This is a genomic window from endosymbiont of Acanthamoeba sp. UWC8 (genome assembly GCF_000730245.1).
Lineage (GTDB): Bacteria > Pseudomonadota > Alphaproteobacteria > Rickettsiales > Midichloriaceae > Jidaibacter.
Window position 1 is genome coordinate 577,242 of the sequence record NZ_CP004403.1, and the last position, 16,220, is coordinate 593,461.

Below are 16,220 nucleotides of genomic sequence, written 5' to 3' on the forward strand. Positions count from 1 at the left end.
ATCAAACATCCTAAATAATAATGGTTAATATTTAGTTAACAAATTAGAAAAATATAGATTTATCAATTCCTGTTAACAGTTTATTAACTAACTCTCGTTAAATTTATGGAATATTCCGATACTGTTTTCATATAAATAAAATGAAAGAAAATACCAAAACCGCAGCTAAAATTTTAACCCGAAAAAAGGATCAAAATCTTATTTCATGGAGAGAGCAAAGGAAATTAATCCTTCTTCAAGAAAATATCGATGAACTTAAAACCGACCTTAACATATTAACAGGTAAAATAAATATTTTATACAATTCAGGTATGTTGGAAGATGAAATATATAATCCGCTATTAAAAAATATTACGGATAATATTAATAAACTTAACACTTTAGAGGCAAAGGCTACCCAAGAAATTAAAACAAAAAAAATGAGCGGGCATACAATTGATATAGGGCAGCTTAAAATTCAACTTGAGCAACATTCAAAAACTACGGAAAAAATCGGAGAAAATATTGAAAAGCTTATATTTAAAAGACGCAAAATTGTAAATCAGATTAGAAACATTAACTCCGTTAAAAGTTCACTGGAAAAGAACCTTAATGAAATTAAGCAGTCGATAAACTCCACTCCTCAGGAATCACGCATTGAACATAATTTACAGGGTAAAATTGTAAAAAAAGAAACTGAAAAGACGAAACTTATGTCTGATAAAAAACAAATTGAGGGAGTGATTTCAAATATCTTATTAAAGGAAATTCCTAATTTGAGTATAGACTTAAATAATTTAACGGATAACTTGCCTTCTAAAGAGCTGGGGCTTCAAACAGTAATTGATAAACTTATAGATAAAATAACCGGCATAATCTCGAATATTAAAGAATATTTAAAGCCTTCTTCCGAGGCAAAAAATATTCAAAAACCAACTGAGATTATGAACGAAGAGGTAAAATTGACTAAGCCTGTTATTAAACTTTACAAAGAAAAGGAACCGGAAATACAAGAGAATAAGAACGTACTCCCTAAGAAACAGGTAAAATGGGCTGATAAGGAAGAACAAAGGAATAATTCCCCTCTTCCCGAGGGAAGAAAATTATAAATTTATAAAAAGGCTTTTTTTGCTTAAAAAAGTTTCTTTAATTTACTGTAAAAATTACTTACTGCCTATTTTCTGCCATGAAATAAACCGGAACAATAATCCCCGAGCTTTAAAGCCAGTTTAAAGAAGAGGGGAATAAAGAAGACTGCAATAAAGGTTGCAGCAAGCATTCCTCCTATAATCCCGGTTCCTATGGAATGCCGACTTGCCGAACCTGCCCCCGAGCTTAGCGCAAGAGGCATACATCCTAAAATGAATGCAAGCGAAGTCATAATTATCGGCCTGAAACGCAAGTGTGCCGCCTCAATTGCCGCTTCCGTGACCGATTTACCTTCCTTGTGCAGCATAACGGCAAATTCGATAATTAATATGGCATTTTTTGCCGCAAGCCCGATTAAGGTTAATAAGCCGACTTGGAAATATAAATCAATATTTAAATTCCTTAAAACGACCGCAAGCAATGCGCCGAAGATAGCAAAAGGAACTGCCATAATTACCGCAAAAGGCAATGACCACCGCTCATAAAGAGCAGCCAGAATTAAAAACACCATAACAATCCCGAAACCGAAAGCTGAAGAACTTGAGCCGCTCGCTGCCTTTTCCTGATAGGCTGAACCCGTCCACCCTATGGTATAATCGGAAGGCAAAGATTCCTGAACCACCTCTTCTATAGCAGCCAGTGCTTGTCCCGAGCTAAACCCGGCTGCAGGTGCACCCATAATTTTAGCCGCCGGGAAAGCATTAAAGCGCTCGACCAGATCAGTCCCCACCGTTCGCTTCACCTGTACCAGTACATCAAGCGGAATCATTTTACCGCTACTTGATTTAACAAAAACATGTTTTAAATTTTCAGGGCTGCTCCTGAAGTCGGCATCGGATTGTAAAATTACTTTATAAGGCTTACCGTACAAATTAAAGTCATTAATATAGGAGCTGCCGAAAGTGCTTGTCATCGTTGAAAATAAGGTATTTATCGATACCCCTAAAGCTTTGGCTTTCACTCTATCTACGATAATCGAATACTGAGGTATGTTAACTGAAATCGTGGTCTGCATACCGCTAAGCTCAGGGCGTTTGCTTGCTTCGACCACTAATTTATTCGCGGTTGCGGCTATAGTTTGGATATCGGCTCCGCTCTTATTCTGTAAATAAAACTCGAAACCTCCCGTCATGCTGATCCCGGTGATCGGAGGCGGGTTGAAAGCCATAAATACCGCTTCTTTAATGTCCGCTCCCATTCCCATAAAAGTTCGGGTTAGAGCTCTGGAGTCATGCGCCGGATCTTTTCTTTCCTCCCAATCTTTAAGTGCGACGAATGAAGCTCCCGCACTGCTTTTAGAGGATGCGGAAAGAAGATCAAACCCGGCGAAAGTTACAATACTCTTTACCGCAGGATGACTCATCATTCGCTTGGTTACTTCATCGGTAACCGCAGTTGTGCGAGAGAGCGAAGCACCCGGAAGTAAAAAAGGCATAGCGAGTATATAACCCTGATCCTCCTCAGGCACGAGTGCGGTAGGAGTACGCGCAAACATAAGTGCGGAGAACAAAATCAGTACCCCGAATATTGCAATGCCCCTTGCGGCACGCAGTATAATATAACGTACACCTGCACTATACTTATCAGTTACGCTCTCAAACCATTTATTAAATTTTTCGAATATTTTAAACGGTTCCTGATGATCATTTTTTAACATAAGCACACAAAGCGCGGGAGTTAAGGTTAATGCTACAAATCCTGAAATAGTTACCGAAACGGCAATTGTTATTGCAAACTGTTTATACATTTCGCCCGTCAAGCCGCCCATAAACCCGACCGGTATAAATACCGCACACAATACGAGAACAATCGCGATAACCGGCCCGCTCACCTCTTCCATGGCTTTAATTGAAGCATCATGTGAGTTTAAGCCTTGTGTTCGCATGATTCGCTCTACGTTCTCAAGCACAACTATTGCATCATCTACTACAATTCCGATTGCAAGCACCATCCCGAAAAGTGTGAGCAGGTTTATTGAGAACCCCAGCAGATACATTCCGGCAAAAGTTCCGATCAATGATATAGGTATAGCAATTATCGGAATAATTGTTGCCCTTGCATTTTGCAGGAAAATATAAACAACGATTACCACCAGTAATATCGCCTCAAGAAAAGTCGTAATAACCTCCTTAATTGATGAACTTACGAATTTGGTAGTATCAAACGGCAATGCATAAGCTACCCCTTCAGGAAAATTTTTATTTAATTTTTCTAAAGTTTTAGCGACAGCTTCTGTGGTTGCCAGAGCATTTGCTCCAGGCTGCAGATAAATACCGATTGCCACCGAAGGGTTGCCGTTATAAGTTGCCGCAAAGCTGTAATCTAAAGCACCGAGCTCAACCCGCGCCACATCTTTCAACCTTAAAGTTGCACCTTTAGAATCTGCTTGCAAAATGATATCTTCAAATTGCTTTATATCCGAAAACCTGCCTTGGGTAGTGATAGTATAGGTAAAAGCCTGCGGGCTGCCGTTCGGCTCCTGCCCGAACTGGCCGGGTGCAAATTGTGAATTTTGCTCAGCTATAGCTGCTGCAACATCGCTTGGACTTAAATTATATTGCGCCAATTTATCAGGGTGCAGCCAAATACGCATTGAATAATCTTTGGCACCGAAAAGAGAAGCATCTCCTACTCCCGGAGTACGTTTCAGTTCATCTATAATATTAAGTAATGCATAATTACTTAAATAAATCGGATCATAACGATTATTGGGAGAAAATAAGGTTATAACCTGTAAAATAGAGCTTGAACGCTTATTAACCGTAACCCCCTGCTGCCTCACTTCGGCGGGCAGTCGTGCGAGTGCAGCTTGCACTCTATTATTTACGTTAATCGTTGCCTGATCGGGGTCAGTGCCGATTTGGAAAGTTACGGTAAGGCCTAATTTCCCGCTGTTTGAGCTTGATGAACGCATATAAAGCATGCCGTCAACACCGTTAATCTGATCCTCAAGAGGGGCTGCTATAGTGCTTGCCACCACCTCTGCACTTGCACCCGGATAATTTGCGGAGACAACCACTTCGGGCGGAATAATATCAGGATATTGTGCAATCGGTAAAGCACGCATTGATATAATTCCGGCTAAAACTATGATAATAGAGAGAACGGAAGCAAAAATAGGCTTATCTATAAAAAAACGCGATATCATATCTCTCTCTAATTATTGTGATTTTTTCAGTTCTTCGGTTTTAGCAAATTGTACCGGCTGGCCGGGGCGAGCTTTAATCATTCCTTCTATGATGACTCTATCCCCTACGTTTAACCCGCCGTTAATAATTTGGCCTTTAGAAGTTTTGCCGCCTAATGCAACCGGTGCCACCGCTGCTTTATTTTCTTTATCAACGGTATATACAATTGCCCCTTGTGCAGTTTGAATTATCGCCTTTTCCGGAATTATAGCTTTGCTATGGTCTTTTAAACCTTTAACTTTTACTCTGACGAACTGCCCGGGTAATAATTTCATTTCAGGATTAGGGACAATAGCTCTTGCATTTATAGTTCCCGTTGCACTATCTATTATCACATCCGTAAAATTGATATCGCCTTCATGCGGATAAGCTGTATTATCCCCAAGTTTAACTTCTACTTTCAGGTTGTTCTCGGTTGAGCTTCCCTCATTTTGAGTAACTGATTTTTGACGGTTTAAAGCATCACTGTCCGGATAGGCGAAATTAATATATACCGGGTCAAATTGAGTAATTCGGGTTAAAAGATTATTACCTGAACTTCCTCCTACTAAGCTGCCTTCAGAGTGAGATTCCTGGCTGGTAATCCCCGAAATCGGTGCAACTACTTTAGTATAGCCTAAATTTATTTGAGCAGTTTTAACTTCAGCTTCCGCTTGTTTCACTGAAGCTTGTGCCTGTTGATAGCTATAAAGTGCATTATCGCGCTCCTGAACCGTTACGAATTTACGTTTGAGCAGTTCTTCAGTGCGCTGTAAATCACGCTTGGTTCGTTTTAAAAGATCGCTACTATCCTGCAATTTTGCTTTTGCTTGTTTTAACGAGGCCTTAAATGGCTCAGGGTCTATTTGAAATAAAACATCTCCCTGCTTCACAAGCTTACCTTCAGTATATTTACGTTCTAATATTATACCCTCGACTCTAGCTTGTATCTCAACTTCTTTTATTCCGGCTACTCTTCCCGGGTATTCATATTCAAGCTCAATATCTTCAAGAGTTATTTCCTGTATTGAAACTTGCGGAGCAGGAGGCTGCATATTTTTTGCCTCATCTTTACAAGCCGCCAGTGCAAGCAAAGAACACATTCCTATATATTTAAATATTGATGATTTATTACTAAATCTATAACGCATATTGAATACCTCAAAACCTGATAAAATTAACATATCAGTATTTACTAATTATTTCTGCAGTTATTTTTACCTATTAATTAATAGTATAGTGTTCTTTTGTTATAAAAAAAGTTATTTTTTTGAGCATCGTATATTATAAGTTTCTCATATCCAAGCTTAAATACAGCCTATTTAATTGATAACCCGGTGATAAGCGTTATGTAAAAACCTAGCATAATTAAGCAACCATAATATATTATACTATGGTTTATTTCACTGGTGTTCCCGACAAGATTCGAACCTGTGACCTTTGGATTAGGAATCCAACGCTCTATCCTGCTGAGCTACGGGAACATACAATTGTTTTTTTATATAAATTAATCTTGTCATGTGTAAAGCTATTTTTACCGAATATTTAATAAGTGCGTAAATTCTCCGTATAATTTTATTGATAAAAGGTTTATTATCTGTTGTAATTAGAGAAGATTTTATATTTTAGTAAAAATGAAAAAATACCATATTAGTCCGGCAAAATTATTTTGGCATTTAATTGAGGGAATAACCTCAAGTTGCTTCTTAAAGTTTAAACACAGATTAATTATAAGTGATTATGATGTAAGCAGGAATATTGCCAAAGACACAGGAATGGTAGCAAAAGATATAAATCGTATTTTAGAAAAAGTAAAAGGTAGCCATGAAAGACAACAGAAGAGATAATAAACCAAGATATAGATATAATAACAGAGATAACTATTCGGATCAATCCAGAGGCTTAGCGCTTCCTTCCCCTGCACTACTTGAAAGTTATGATGAGATTTCTCCCGGATTAGCTGATAAGCTTGCAGATATCATAAAACAAGAGCAAAAACATCGGCATGATTGGGAAAACAAATATTTGCGTGCAATGAGTAGTATTGCGAAGATAGGTCAATTGTTCGGATTGGTGCTTGCTGTTATAATCATTTATGCAACGATACTACTTGCCGGCGAAGAAAATAATACTTACATTGCTGCAGTCACTTGCTTTTCCGGATTTGCATTTTTATCATGCGCAGTTCTTGCTTCAATAAAAACTAAGCAGCATATGCGTAGACCTCACTATACAAAACAATATAAACGATAAGATAGTTTAATAGTATTAATATCGGCTCTTCATTTTAGCAACAGAGAGCCGATGATTTTTGAAAAAATCTTAATAAGGCATTTTAAATTCTTAAACTATGTTTATATATTTAATCATAATGCTGTTATCAGGCAAGGGTTCAATTTTTGCTTCTATTTTTTGCTTATCTTGAAATTGCAAAGCTATTGAAATATTACTTCTTTGATCGAGCGCACTCGTTAAAGCATTTTTATAATTTTGATAAGAATCAACTGATTGGAAAGCTTTTTCTTGGGCGAGCATCATATCCATAAAGTGCATTTCTTCCGGAGAATCCACAAAATCAAATAGCTTAATAAACTTATCATTACATATAAGCAACCTTCCGTTATGCCCTAAAATAGCTGCGGCGTAATCATATGAAGCAACTAATGTCTTAAGTACATTTATATGTTCATTATAAACTCTTCCCATTGCAAGTTGCTCTATTATATTCTCATAGCGGAAAACAGTATCCCCTCCTTGCACAGGAATCACCGATACTTTTAAAGTTTTCCCGTCGGGCAGATACATAAAGAAAAATTCGGATTCAGTTTGCTCCGTTATGTACTTCATCTGCTGCCATTTAAATTCTTTATAATTTTTTACTTCAGGAAGCTTACCTTTCTCTCTCATTTTATCTATGAGTGATGAAAAGCTGAGATTTGATGAAATACTATTCTGCTCTAAATTGAATAATGTAATAAAAGCTTGGTTATAGAAAGCTACATTCCCTAAATTATTTATTATCAGTAACGCATTAGCATCAACTTTCAATAAACTTTCCAAAGTATTATTTAAAGCAATAACTTTCTTCTCGAGCTGTTCTACCTCATTTATAAAATTACAATAACCTATACTTCCTTCGCCCGATACCTTGATCTCATTTATTCGTAAAATCACCGGCTGATTATCAATAATAAATACTTTTTTTATACTTATTTCTTCTGAGTCATCTTTGGTTAATTCTTCATAAAAGAAATTATTAAATTCCGGTATATTTCCGGAAGAATCATTATACCCCATTTTTTGTATCAAATCCTTGTATGCCTGATTACAAAAAATAATTTTCCCGTCAATTCCTCTTTTCCATGTAGGGATAGGTAAACTATTAATCAACAAATCCAACTCATAGCTCATTACTCTGTATTTATGAAATAGTTGAGTTAAATTTAATTCTTGAGATTTAGTTTCGGAAACATCAAAGAGCCATACCAATAGCCCATCAAGTTTATAACGCTTTGCTACTTGTGCAACATAATATAAATACTTAAGTTGCCCGGTATTATCTAAAAATGAAATAAACCCAGAGGTTTTTTGTTTCTTTGAAGTGGATTTAGTTACTATATTTTCAATTTTTTCCCATTCTTTAAGCGAAAATAATGCTTTGAATGACTTAGCATTCATATTTGTAGGCATACCTAAAGAACTGTAACTTCCGTTTAAAATTTCCAAACTTCCTTCCCTATTAATATAAATTAGCATGGTGGGGGAAATTTTAGCTATATATCCTTCCTTAATTTCTTTATTTTCATAGTCTTCAAGGTCATTTGAAAGCATGAATACATAAAAAATCAGTGCAAATGTAATTGATATTTCTATTATGTCATAAACGCCGAAATATGCGGTTGATTCAAGATAGATAAATGCTGAAAGTACTATCTCTACCAGCACGAGAGAGATTAACACTCCTTTTCTGAATTTTTTATAACCGTTAATAAGCGACATATATTATGGGATTAAAACAATTGAACCGCTGGAAGCGCCTGATTCCAGTAATTTATGCGCTTCCGCCGCTTGTGATAGCGGGAATCTGGCAGCTATGTTGATGTTTAATACTTTACTTGTTATCATTTCAAATACTTCTTCGGCACTTAAAATCAGCTCCATTTTATTTGCTTTATAATCGGATAACGTCGGACAGGTTAAGAATAATGATTTTTTCTTTAATAAACTTAAATCAAGCGGCTCAACAAACCCGCTTGCATGCCCGTAATAAACCATAATCCCGCCAGTCATTAAGCAATCTAACGATTTATAAAAAGTATCTTTCCCTATCGCATCATAAACTGCATTAACACCTATGTTTTTAGTAAATTTTACCACTTCTTTTTCCCAATCCGCTGTCTTATGATTTACAACATAGTGGCAACTTTTAAGTGCAATTTGCTTTTTTTCCTCTGAACCGACGCTGCCGATCACTAATGCTCCTAAGTGCCTGCACCATGCTGATAAAATTTGCCCGACGCCTCCTGCCGCACTATGGATCAAAACAGCTACCCCTTCCCTTACCAAAAACACCCTACGGATAAGGTAATGCGCAGTTAATCCTTTAACTAGAGAAGCAGCAATTGTTTCATCGCTAATATGGTCAGGAACGGCAACCAAATATTTGGAATCAATGCATCTAAACTCTGAATATGCACCACTTTTTACGGTAGCGTATGCAACTCTTTGCCCGATCTCAAAACCCTCTACCTTTTTGCCTAGTTTTTTTATTACTCCGCAGGCTTCTATTCCGCAAATAGGATCAGTAGAATTATAGCTCCCTCGCCTAGTCTGCACATCAATAAAGTTTACCCCGATTGCAGTATGCTTCAGTAAAACTTCGTTATCTAAAGGCTCACCTTCTTCCCTTTCTCCTATCCTCAAAACTTCAGGTGTACCGACTTGATCAAAATAAACGAACTTACCCATTTTAAACTTTTAATTTATTTTTTATAGTATCATATTGATATAGTTTATCTATCTTGCCAATAGAAGAAATGGTAGGTTGCTTATTATTTGATAAAATTTTTCTTAAATACTTCTGAACCTTGCTCGGATCTATAGCATTAACCTTATCAATTACCTCGGAAATAGGGACATAGCGGCCATAAATTGAAAGATTGGAGGCAAACTTTTCAGCTCTTGACACCGGGTTTTCCCTGGACATTAATAACCCTGCTCTCACTTGCGCTTTAGCACGCTTTACTTCTTCTTCCGTAATAGTGGATAGCATTTTATGAAGTTCTGCAATTACTACATCGACTAATTCATTTATATTATAATCACTACTTGAAGAATAGATGCCGAAAATTCCGTTATCTGCATAGCTGCTACCGAAAGCGGAAATAGAATAAGCTAACCCTCTATTCTCTCTAACCTCTTGAAATAATCTGGAGGACATTCCTCCTCCGGCTATTATAGAGAGGGCTTGCTGAGTATAATAATCATCATCATAGTAAGAGACTCCTTCAAAACCAAGCACAAGATGAACTTGCTCTAAATCCTTATTTATCCTTGATTCACCACCTCGGTAATCACTTTTTATCTCTAAGTTTTCTGATTTACCGGGGAGTAAGTTAAACTTGGATTTAATCAAATTATTATAATTATTAACATCAAAATTACCTGCTGCCGAGACTATTACATTATTAAATCCGTATCTTGAATTAACATATTCTATTATTTGATCTCTGCTTAAACTTTTAATTATTTCTTCTTCACCCAAAATTGATCTTCCAAGCGGTTGATCCGGGAAAGCAGCTTCCTGAAAATTATCAAATATTATATCATCAGGAGTATCTTTAGTTTGTGCCATCTCCTGTAGCACTACTTTTCTCTCCTTATCAATTTCTTCGGTTGAAAAAGAAGAGTTTTGTAGAATATCAGAGAGAATATCAACCGCAGTATCAATATCATCTTTCAGCACCTTAGCATAGTAAACTGTTTTCTCTCTTGAAGTGTAAGCATTGAAATATCCGCCTATCATATCAAATTCTTCGGCTATCTGCTTAGCAGTTCTGGTATTGGTACCTTTAAATGCCATGTGCTCTAAAAAATGGGAAATTCCGGACTGTTCTTTTTTCTCAAATTTACTACCCGTTTTCATTAATACGCTTATCGCAACCGTTTCCACCTCTTTCATTTGGTCAAATGCCACCACCATGCCGTTTTCTAAAGTACAAAAGTTGCGTTCATCATTCATATCCCATATCCTATAAAGCTTAATTTACTCGGAACCTAAAGTAATTACGCTTTATCTTCAATTGAAAAGTTCATTACATGTTCGGAAAATTTGAATATGGGTGTTACTTAAATACTATAATATAAATTATATTATAAATAATATTTAATATAATAATATCAAATAAGAAGATTTTAAATTAAAAAATTAGGTAGAATTAAATAATAATTTTTTTTATAATATGAAAATAAATCTTTATTAAGAAGAAAGTAAGAGAAAATTTTTTAAGTAGCTAATACTATAGCATTAATACAAAGATGATAAATATGATTTAGAAATAAACTAAAAGGTATGGATAGTATGTTAAATAAACCTATTGAAAAAGAAATATGTAAATTAACAATCGATCCAATTTATTCCATACAGACCGCAAGATTATATATTCGACAAACTTTTAAAAATGATTTAGATAATTTTATATCTCTATATGGGGATGAAAAAGTTATGGAAAAATATACTGATGGAAATATCCGTAATCCAGAAAGAATAAAAATAATGATAGATATTAATATAAAAAGGTGGGAAGAAAAAAATCCTTATAGCAGTATGTCAATATTTGATAAAGAAACTAACGAATTTATGGGTAATATTTTTATCTCATCATTTGAAAGAAGTGACAATACTGGCTTACTTGGTTTTCTTTTTCATCAAAAATTTTGGAACAAGGGTTTTGCTAAAGAGGCGGCTTTTGCTCTTACAAATGTATTCATCCCTTATATTACCTCAGTAAGTAATATCGAAACAATTAATGAAATTATTGCTTATGCAAGACCTGACAATCTCGCTTCGAACAAAATTCTGCAATTTTGTGGTTTTGAATTAAGTGAGGTTGTTGAAAAATTTGGAGCGGAAAGATTTAAATACAGCTTAACTCTAGAAAGATTAAAAAATTCAAGAATTAACCACGAACAAAATACCATATGTATTTAGATATCTCTATTGTAATAATTTTTTAATTTCTAACTTAATATTAGGTGTAATATCAGGCGCTAAAATTAAAAACTTAAGAGAATAAGCGGCTTTGCTCCCTAAATCAGCGGAAGTGATAATGTGATCAGCAAGGCATATGATGTATTACTGAGCCATCACTGGAGTGACCAGGAACTTAATGCATATGAACAGGTAACTAAGGCTAACCTTGATGCTATTGCAAGAGAGGCGCAGGTTAAGGAAGAAGCTATGGCTGAAGGTAGGGAGAAAGGAATAGCTGAAGGTAGAATAGAAGAAAAAGTATCTATAGCTAAAAAGATGTTACAATATGGAGTACCTTTAGAAGAAGTAATGAAAATCACCGGGCTTTCGCATGGAGAAATTGATAACCTGAAATAGAGAAAAAGCAGCTGACTAAAGACCGGGAGATAATATTTTTAGCTATAACAAATACTTTGAAAATCAGATAGGATATAAGCTTTTAAGCTATATTTCATCCTCTATCTCAAAATACTTTGCTATAATAATCTTAATTATCTAACTATCTACTTATCTGCAAAATCAGAATTGCGGTAAGCTGCCATTGCCGCCATATTTAAAACATCTGATTCAGTGGAGCCCATTTGCACAATTTGAATTGATTTCTTAATTCCGCAAAGAACGGGCCCGATTAGCTTACCACCTCCCAATTCTTGTAATAATTTTGAAGCAATATTAGCACTGTGAAGCGCCGGCATTATTAAAATATTAGCCGGTTGAGATAACCTGCAAAACGGATATAGTTTTAATAGCTCAGCATTTAATGCAACACTTGCCTGCATTTCACCGTCATATTCAAAATCAACATTGCGCTTATCAAGTAAGGTAACGGCATCTCTTATTCTTTGAGCTTTTTCTCGCATAGGGTTCCCGAAATTTGAGAAGGAAATAAATGCAACTCTCGGATCATGCCCCATAGACCTTGCCTCTTCTGCCGCATGGATGGCAATTTCGGCTAACTCGTTAGAATCCGGGATTTCATTAATTGTAGTATCTGCAATAAAAATGGTTCGGTTTTTCGCAATCATGATGGAAAGTCCGAACAATAAATTTCCCTGCTTAACTTCAACTGCTTTAGTGATGTCATCAACGCAAGATAAGTAACTCTTAGTCAACCCTGTCACCATCCCGTCATTATAACCGAGCTCAACTAAAAGTGAGGCGAAAACATTTCGCTCTCTTCTTAGTAAATTCTCACAGTCTTTATATAGGTAACCTTTTCTTTGCAACTTACCGTATAGGTAATCTACTAATTTTTCATAGTCGGGATGATGAACGGCATTGATAATTTCTATATCACTTAAACTTCCGACTTCAAGCTTACTTAAGGTGTGGTTAATCGCCTCTTCATAACCGACTAAAACAGCCTTTCCATAACCTAAATTGCGCCACTCTATTGCAGCCCTGATCATCGCTTCTTCATCGCCTTCGGTAAATAGGATGGTTTTAGGGCTCGCTCTTAAGCGCTCAAAGAAGAAGTTCATCATATTAATTGAAGGGTTGAGTCTTGCAGCCAATTGATTTTTATATGCATAAAAATCTTCTATCGGTTTACGCGCAACACCTGTTCGCATAGCGGCTTCGGCAACTGCCATTGAAACCACATGGATAAGCCTGGAATCAAACGGAACCGGGATTATATAGCTTGCTCCGTACTTTAACTTTTTGCCTCCATAAGCTGCTGAAACCTCTGCCGGCACCTCTTCCCTGGCGAGCATTGCAATTGCTTTTGCGGCAGCTATTTTCATCTCATCATTAATGGTTGTAGCCTGAACGTCAAGCGCGCCCCTAAATATATAAGGGAAGCCCATTACATTATTCACTTGGTTATCGTAGTCGGATCTTCCTGTTGCAACAATAGCGTCACCCCTAACTTCTCTTACTTCTTCGGGTGTAATTTCCGGGTCAGGATTCGCCATTGCAAATATAATCGGGTTTTCCGCCATTACCCTAACCATCTCTTTAGTCAAAGCACCTTTAGCCGACAAGCCTAAGAATACATCTGCTCCAACCATAGCTTCGGCTAAAGTTCTATGCGGAGTATCGACCGCATGGGCAGCTTTCCATTGGTTCATCCCGTTAGTTCTGCCCTCATAAATTACTCCAGACGTATCACATAAGATAGCATTTTCATGCGGCAATCCCATATTTTTTAATAATTCGATACAAGCAATACCTGCTGAACCTGCACCGTTTACTACTACCTTTAAGTCTTTAAATTCTCTACCCGTGAGGTGGGCTGCATTAATTAGCCCTGCGGCGGTAATAATTGCAGTACCGTGTTGATCGTCATGGAATACGGGAATATCCATTAATTCTTTTAGTTTGCTTTCAATGATAAAACATTCCGGGGCTTTAATATCTTCTAGATTAATCCCTCCCCAACTTGCGCCTAAATATTTAATTGAATTAATGAATTCTTCGGGATCTTCCGTAGACACTTCTAAATCAATAGCATCAATGTCAGCAAACCTTTTAAACAATACTGCTTTTCCTTCCATTACCGGCTTGGATGCGAGCGCACCAAGATTACCTAAGCCTAAAACAGCGGTTCCGTTAGAAATAACTGCAACAAAATTACCTTTTGAAGTATATTCAAAAGCTTTAGCAGGATCATTATGAATTTCAAGGCAAGGCGCAGCCACACCAGGTGAATATGCTAATGATAAATCCCTTTGATTAGTAAGCGGTTTTAAAGGATCTATTCCTAATTTTCCTTTTTTGCCCTCAGCATGAAATTTCAAGGCTTCGTTATAAATACTAACCTTATAATCATTATCATTTTTGGCTGACATATATTTAACATTTCAATGAATATTTTATTATGCAAGTTATAAAACTCCAAACTTAATTTGCAAGCTTAATTAGAATATACGCAACCTGATTTTTATCTTTCTTTACTATATTTTATAAAAAACTTTTTAAGACATGTATGATTTATGATTTCTATCTACCCGGTTTTTCGGAAAAGTATTCCTCATACTTTCCTTCTCTACCGTTAAATTGCTCAGCATCTGGTGCGTGAGGATGCTTTTCGGTAATATTCGGCCATTGGACGGAAAATTTCTTATTAATTTCCATCCATTGCATTAAATCTTCAGACTCAGGCTTTATCGCTTCCGCCGGGCATTCAGGCTCACACACCCCACAATCGATGCATTCGTCAGGGTTAATAACCAGCATGTTTTCACCTTCATAAAAGCAATCAACTGGGCATACTTCGGCACAATCCGTGAATTTGCACTTTATACAATTTTCCGTAACTACATATGCCATATCCCGAAACCTTAAGACTTGTTTTTTTATATCTTGAAATGTAAACTCTTTTAGTTTATATACGAGAACTAATATTTTGCAATATTTCTCTTTGAGCAAAATGTGCGGATGTGGCGGAATTGGTAGACGCGCTAGACTTAGGATCTAGTGTCTTTCGACGTGTGGGTTCAAGTCCCACCCTCCGTACCAATCTTAAAACCCTAACTCTAAAGGATAAGAAATGAACAAAGTGCTAATTGTGGAGGCGACATTACACCCTGATACCGCTGACGCCTTATCCAGCGCGGTCAGATTCGTATTAGAACAAAACGGAATTGAATATGAAAGAGTTCAAGTCTCAGGTATATTTGAAATTCCTGCAGCAGTAAGCATAGCCTTAGATGCGTTTGATTACGACGGAGCTATTGTCGTCGGTAGCCTTATTGGCCAAGAAAGTATTACTCTAAATACAATTTATCAGGAATGTGCCCGCGGTGTTAACGATATATCTATCCATTTTTCATTACCGATCGGATTTGGAATATTTATGGTAGAAAATGAAGCTCAAGCTTTAGAACAAGCGAGCGCTATAGGTAAACAAGCTGCCACCTGCTGTTTGGAGCTAATTAAAATAAAAAACCTCTATCAATCTTTTCATAATGACTCAGGCAGTGGATACAAAAATTAAATTTTATTCTTCCAAAATTAGAGCAAAAAGAAACTCAAGGATTTTAGCAATTCAATGTATATATGCTTACGAAACTTGGCTTTATCATCTTGACTCAGTAGATATTAACCAATTGATAATAGATGTTGCATCAATTAATAATTTTGATCTTTTTGACTCGACCAAGAAAGATCCGATTGATAAAAAGTATTTAATACACATGATTAAAGGGGCTATCGCCAGCTTAAAAGAACTGGATCACAACGCATCTCTTTACTTGGCTCATGACTGGAAAGTTGAGCGGTTACCTAAGTTGGTAAAAAATGTTATCAGACTGGGAATCTATGAGCTTATTAATACAAATGACTTGGATAAATCAATAATTATTAATGAATACCTTGATATTGCCAAGCTTTTCAATCATGAAGGAGAAGTAGGATTTATTAATACCGTGCTTGACAAAGTTTCCAAGGAAAATTTATAGATGGATGTATTGATTTATTTAGTACCGTTTACCGTTCTATTTAGTTTGATCGGCCTAGTTGCACTTATATGGGCGATCAGATCTAAACAATATGACGATATGAAAGGTGCTGCCGAACGTATTTTATTTGATACCGAAGACAATAACCGGAATGATTCAAAAGATAAAAATCATAAAAAATAAAAATTACTATTAATTTCTACTTAACCATTTTGATGGATCTATATTCGGAAATATTGAATTTTCAATATATAATAATTTTACTAAAAT

Annotated in this window: 15 protein-coding genes and 2 tRNA genes; 9 read left to right on the forward strand and 8 right to left on the reverse strand. The window is 36.2% G+C overall.

Going from position 1 to position 16,220, the window contains the following annotated elements; all coding sequences use genetic code 11:
- Positions 1-140 precede the first annotated feature (140 nt).
- The gene (locus tag I862_RS02795) at positions 141-1,088 is read left to right on the forward strand and encodes a hypothetical protein (protein WP_038538748.1); all 948 of its coding nucleotides are present in this window, start codon (positions 141-143) and stop codon (positions 1,086-1,088) included.
- Between the two features lie 65 nt (positions 1,089-1,153).
- On the opposite strand, the gene I862_RS02800 is transcribed toward I862_RS02795, so the two are convergent.
- The 3 genes from I862_RS02800 to I862_RS02810 form a co-directional block, all read right to left on the reverse strand.
- A complete protein-coding gene (locus I862_RS02800; protein WP_038538751.1) occupies positions 1,154-4,276 on the reverse strand; it encodes an efflux RND transporter permease subunit in 3,123 nt (1,040 codons plus the stop codon).
- A gap of 12 nt (positions 4,277-4,288) precedes the next feature.
- Positions 4,289-5,446: an efflux RND transporter periplasmic adaptor subunit gene (locus I862_RS02805; RefSeq protein WP_038541173.1), complete on the reverse strand. Its 1,158-nt coding sequence runs from the start codon at positions 5,444-5,446 to the stop codon at positions 4,289-4,291.
- 256 nt (positions 5,447-5,702) lie between these two features.
- Positions 5,703-5,779: transfer RNA gene (locus I862_RS02810), tRNA-Arg, on the reverse strand.
- A gap of 150 nt (positions 5,780-5,929) precedes the next feature.
- Between I862_RS02810 and I862_RS02815 the strand changes: the two genes are divergently transcribed.
- Together I862_RS02815 and I862_RS02820 are read left to right on the forward strand one after the other, a co-directional pair.
- A complete protein-coding gene (locus I862_RS02815) occupies positions 5,930-6,142 on the forward strand; it encodes a hypothetical protein (protein WP_038538754.1) in 213 nt (70 codons plus the stop codon).
- On the forward strand, positions 6,120-6,548 hold the full coding sequence (locus I862_RS02820; protein WP_038538757.1) for a DUF2335 domain-containing protein: 429 nt from the start codon (positions 6,120-6,122) through the stop codon (positions 6,546-6,548). The genes I862_RS02815 and I862_RS02820 overlap by 23 nt, the downstream gene beginning before the upstream one ends.
- 90 nt (positions 6,549-6,638) lie before the next feature.
- On the opposite strand, the gene I862_RS02825 is transcribed toward I862_RS02820, so the two are convergent.
- The 3 genes from I862_RS02825 to I862_RS02835 are packed head-to-tail and all read right to left on the reverse strand — an operon-like array spanning position 6,639 to position 10,536.
- Positions 6,639-8,294 (reverse strand): PAS-domain containing protein, encoded by a 1,656-nt coding sequence (locus I862_RS02825; RefSeq protein ID WP_038538760.1) that lies wholly within the window; start codon positions 8,292-8,294, stop codon positions 6,639-6,641.
- Positions 8,295-8,297: 3 nt separating this feature from the next.
- A complete protein-coding gene (locus tag I862_RS02830; protein ID WP_038538763.1) occupies positions 8,298-9,263 on the reverse strand; it encodes a quinone oxidoreductase family protein in 966 nt (321 codons plus the stop codon).
- Position 9,264: 1 nt separating this feature from the next.
- Positions 9,265-10,536 (reverse strand): M16 family metallopeptidase, encoded by a 1,272-nt coding sequence (locus I862_RS02835; protein ID WP_038538766.1) that lies wholly within the window; start codon positions 10,534-10,536, stop codon positions 9,265-9,267.
- 339 nt (positions 10,537-10,875) lie between these two features.
- On the opposite strand from I862_RS02835, the gene I862_RS02840 reads away from it, so the two are divergent.
- Together I862_RS02840 and I862_RS02845 are read left to right on the forward strand one after the other, a co-directional pair.
- A complete protein-coding gene (locus I862_RS02840; RefSeq protein WP_038538769.1) occupies positions 10,876-11,505 on the forward strand; it encodes a GNAT family N-acetyltransferase in 630 nt (209 codons plus the stop codon).
- A gap of 120 nt (positions 11,506-11,625) precedes the next feature.
- Complete coding sequence (locus I862_RS02845; protein ID WP_038538772.1) at positions 11,626-11,904, forward strand: hypothetical protein; 279 nt, start codon at positions 11,626-11,628, stop codon at positions 11,902-11,904.
- 146 nt (positions 11,905-12,050) lie between these two features.
- Here the strand turns inward: I862_RS02845 and I862_RS08755 are convergent, their stop codons facing one another.
- Entirely contained in the window at positions 12,051-14,339 is a 2,289-nt protein-coding gene (locus I862_RS08755; protein WP_038538775.1) for an NADP-dependent malic enzyme, read from the reverse strand.
- A 151-nt stretch (positions 14,340-14,490) separates the two neighbouring features.
- Positions 14,491-14,820 carry a ferredoxin FdxA gene (gene fdxA / locus I862_RS02855; protein WP_038538778.1) on the reverse strand — a complete coding sequence of 110 codons (330 nt, stop codon included), beginning with the start codon at positions 14,818-14,820 and terminating at the stop codon, positions 14,491-14,493.
- Positions 14,821-14,924: 104 nt separating this feature from the next.
- On the opposite strand from fdxA, the gene I862_RS02860 reads away from it, so the two are divergent.
- The 4 genes from I862_RS02860 (at position 14,925) to ccoS (ending at position 16,133) form a co-directional block, all read left to right on the forward strand.
- Positions 14,925-15,009: transfer RNA gene (locus I862_RS02860), tRNA-Leu, on the forward strand.
- A 31-nt stretch (positions 15,010-15,040) separates the two neighbouring features.
- The gene (locus I862_RS02865; protein ID WP_052646344.1) at positions 15,041-15,487 is read left to right on the forward strand and encodes a 6,7-dimethyl-8-ribityllumazine synthase; all 447 of its coding nucleotides are present in this window, start codon (positions 15,041-15,043) and stop codon (positions 15,485-15,487) included.
- On the forward strand, positions 15,459-15,950 hold the full coding sequence (gene nusB, locus I862_RS02870) for a transcription antitermination factor NusB (RefSeq protein ID WP_038538782.1): 492 nt from the start codon (positions 15,459-15,461) through the stop codon (positions 15,948-15,950). Before I862_RS02865 ends, nusB begins: the two co-directional genes overlap by 29 nt.
- Positions 15,951-16,133, forward strand: coding sequence for a cbb3-type cytochrome oxidase assembly protein CcoS (gene ccoS / locus I862_RS02875; protein ID WP_038538784.1), 183 nt, complete (start codon positions 15,951-15,953; stop codon positions 16,131-16,133). It begins immediately after the preceding gene.
- Positions 16,134-16,220 lie beyond the last annotated feature (87 nt).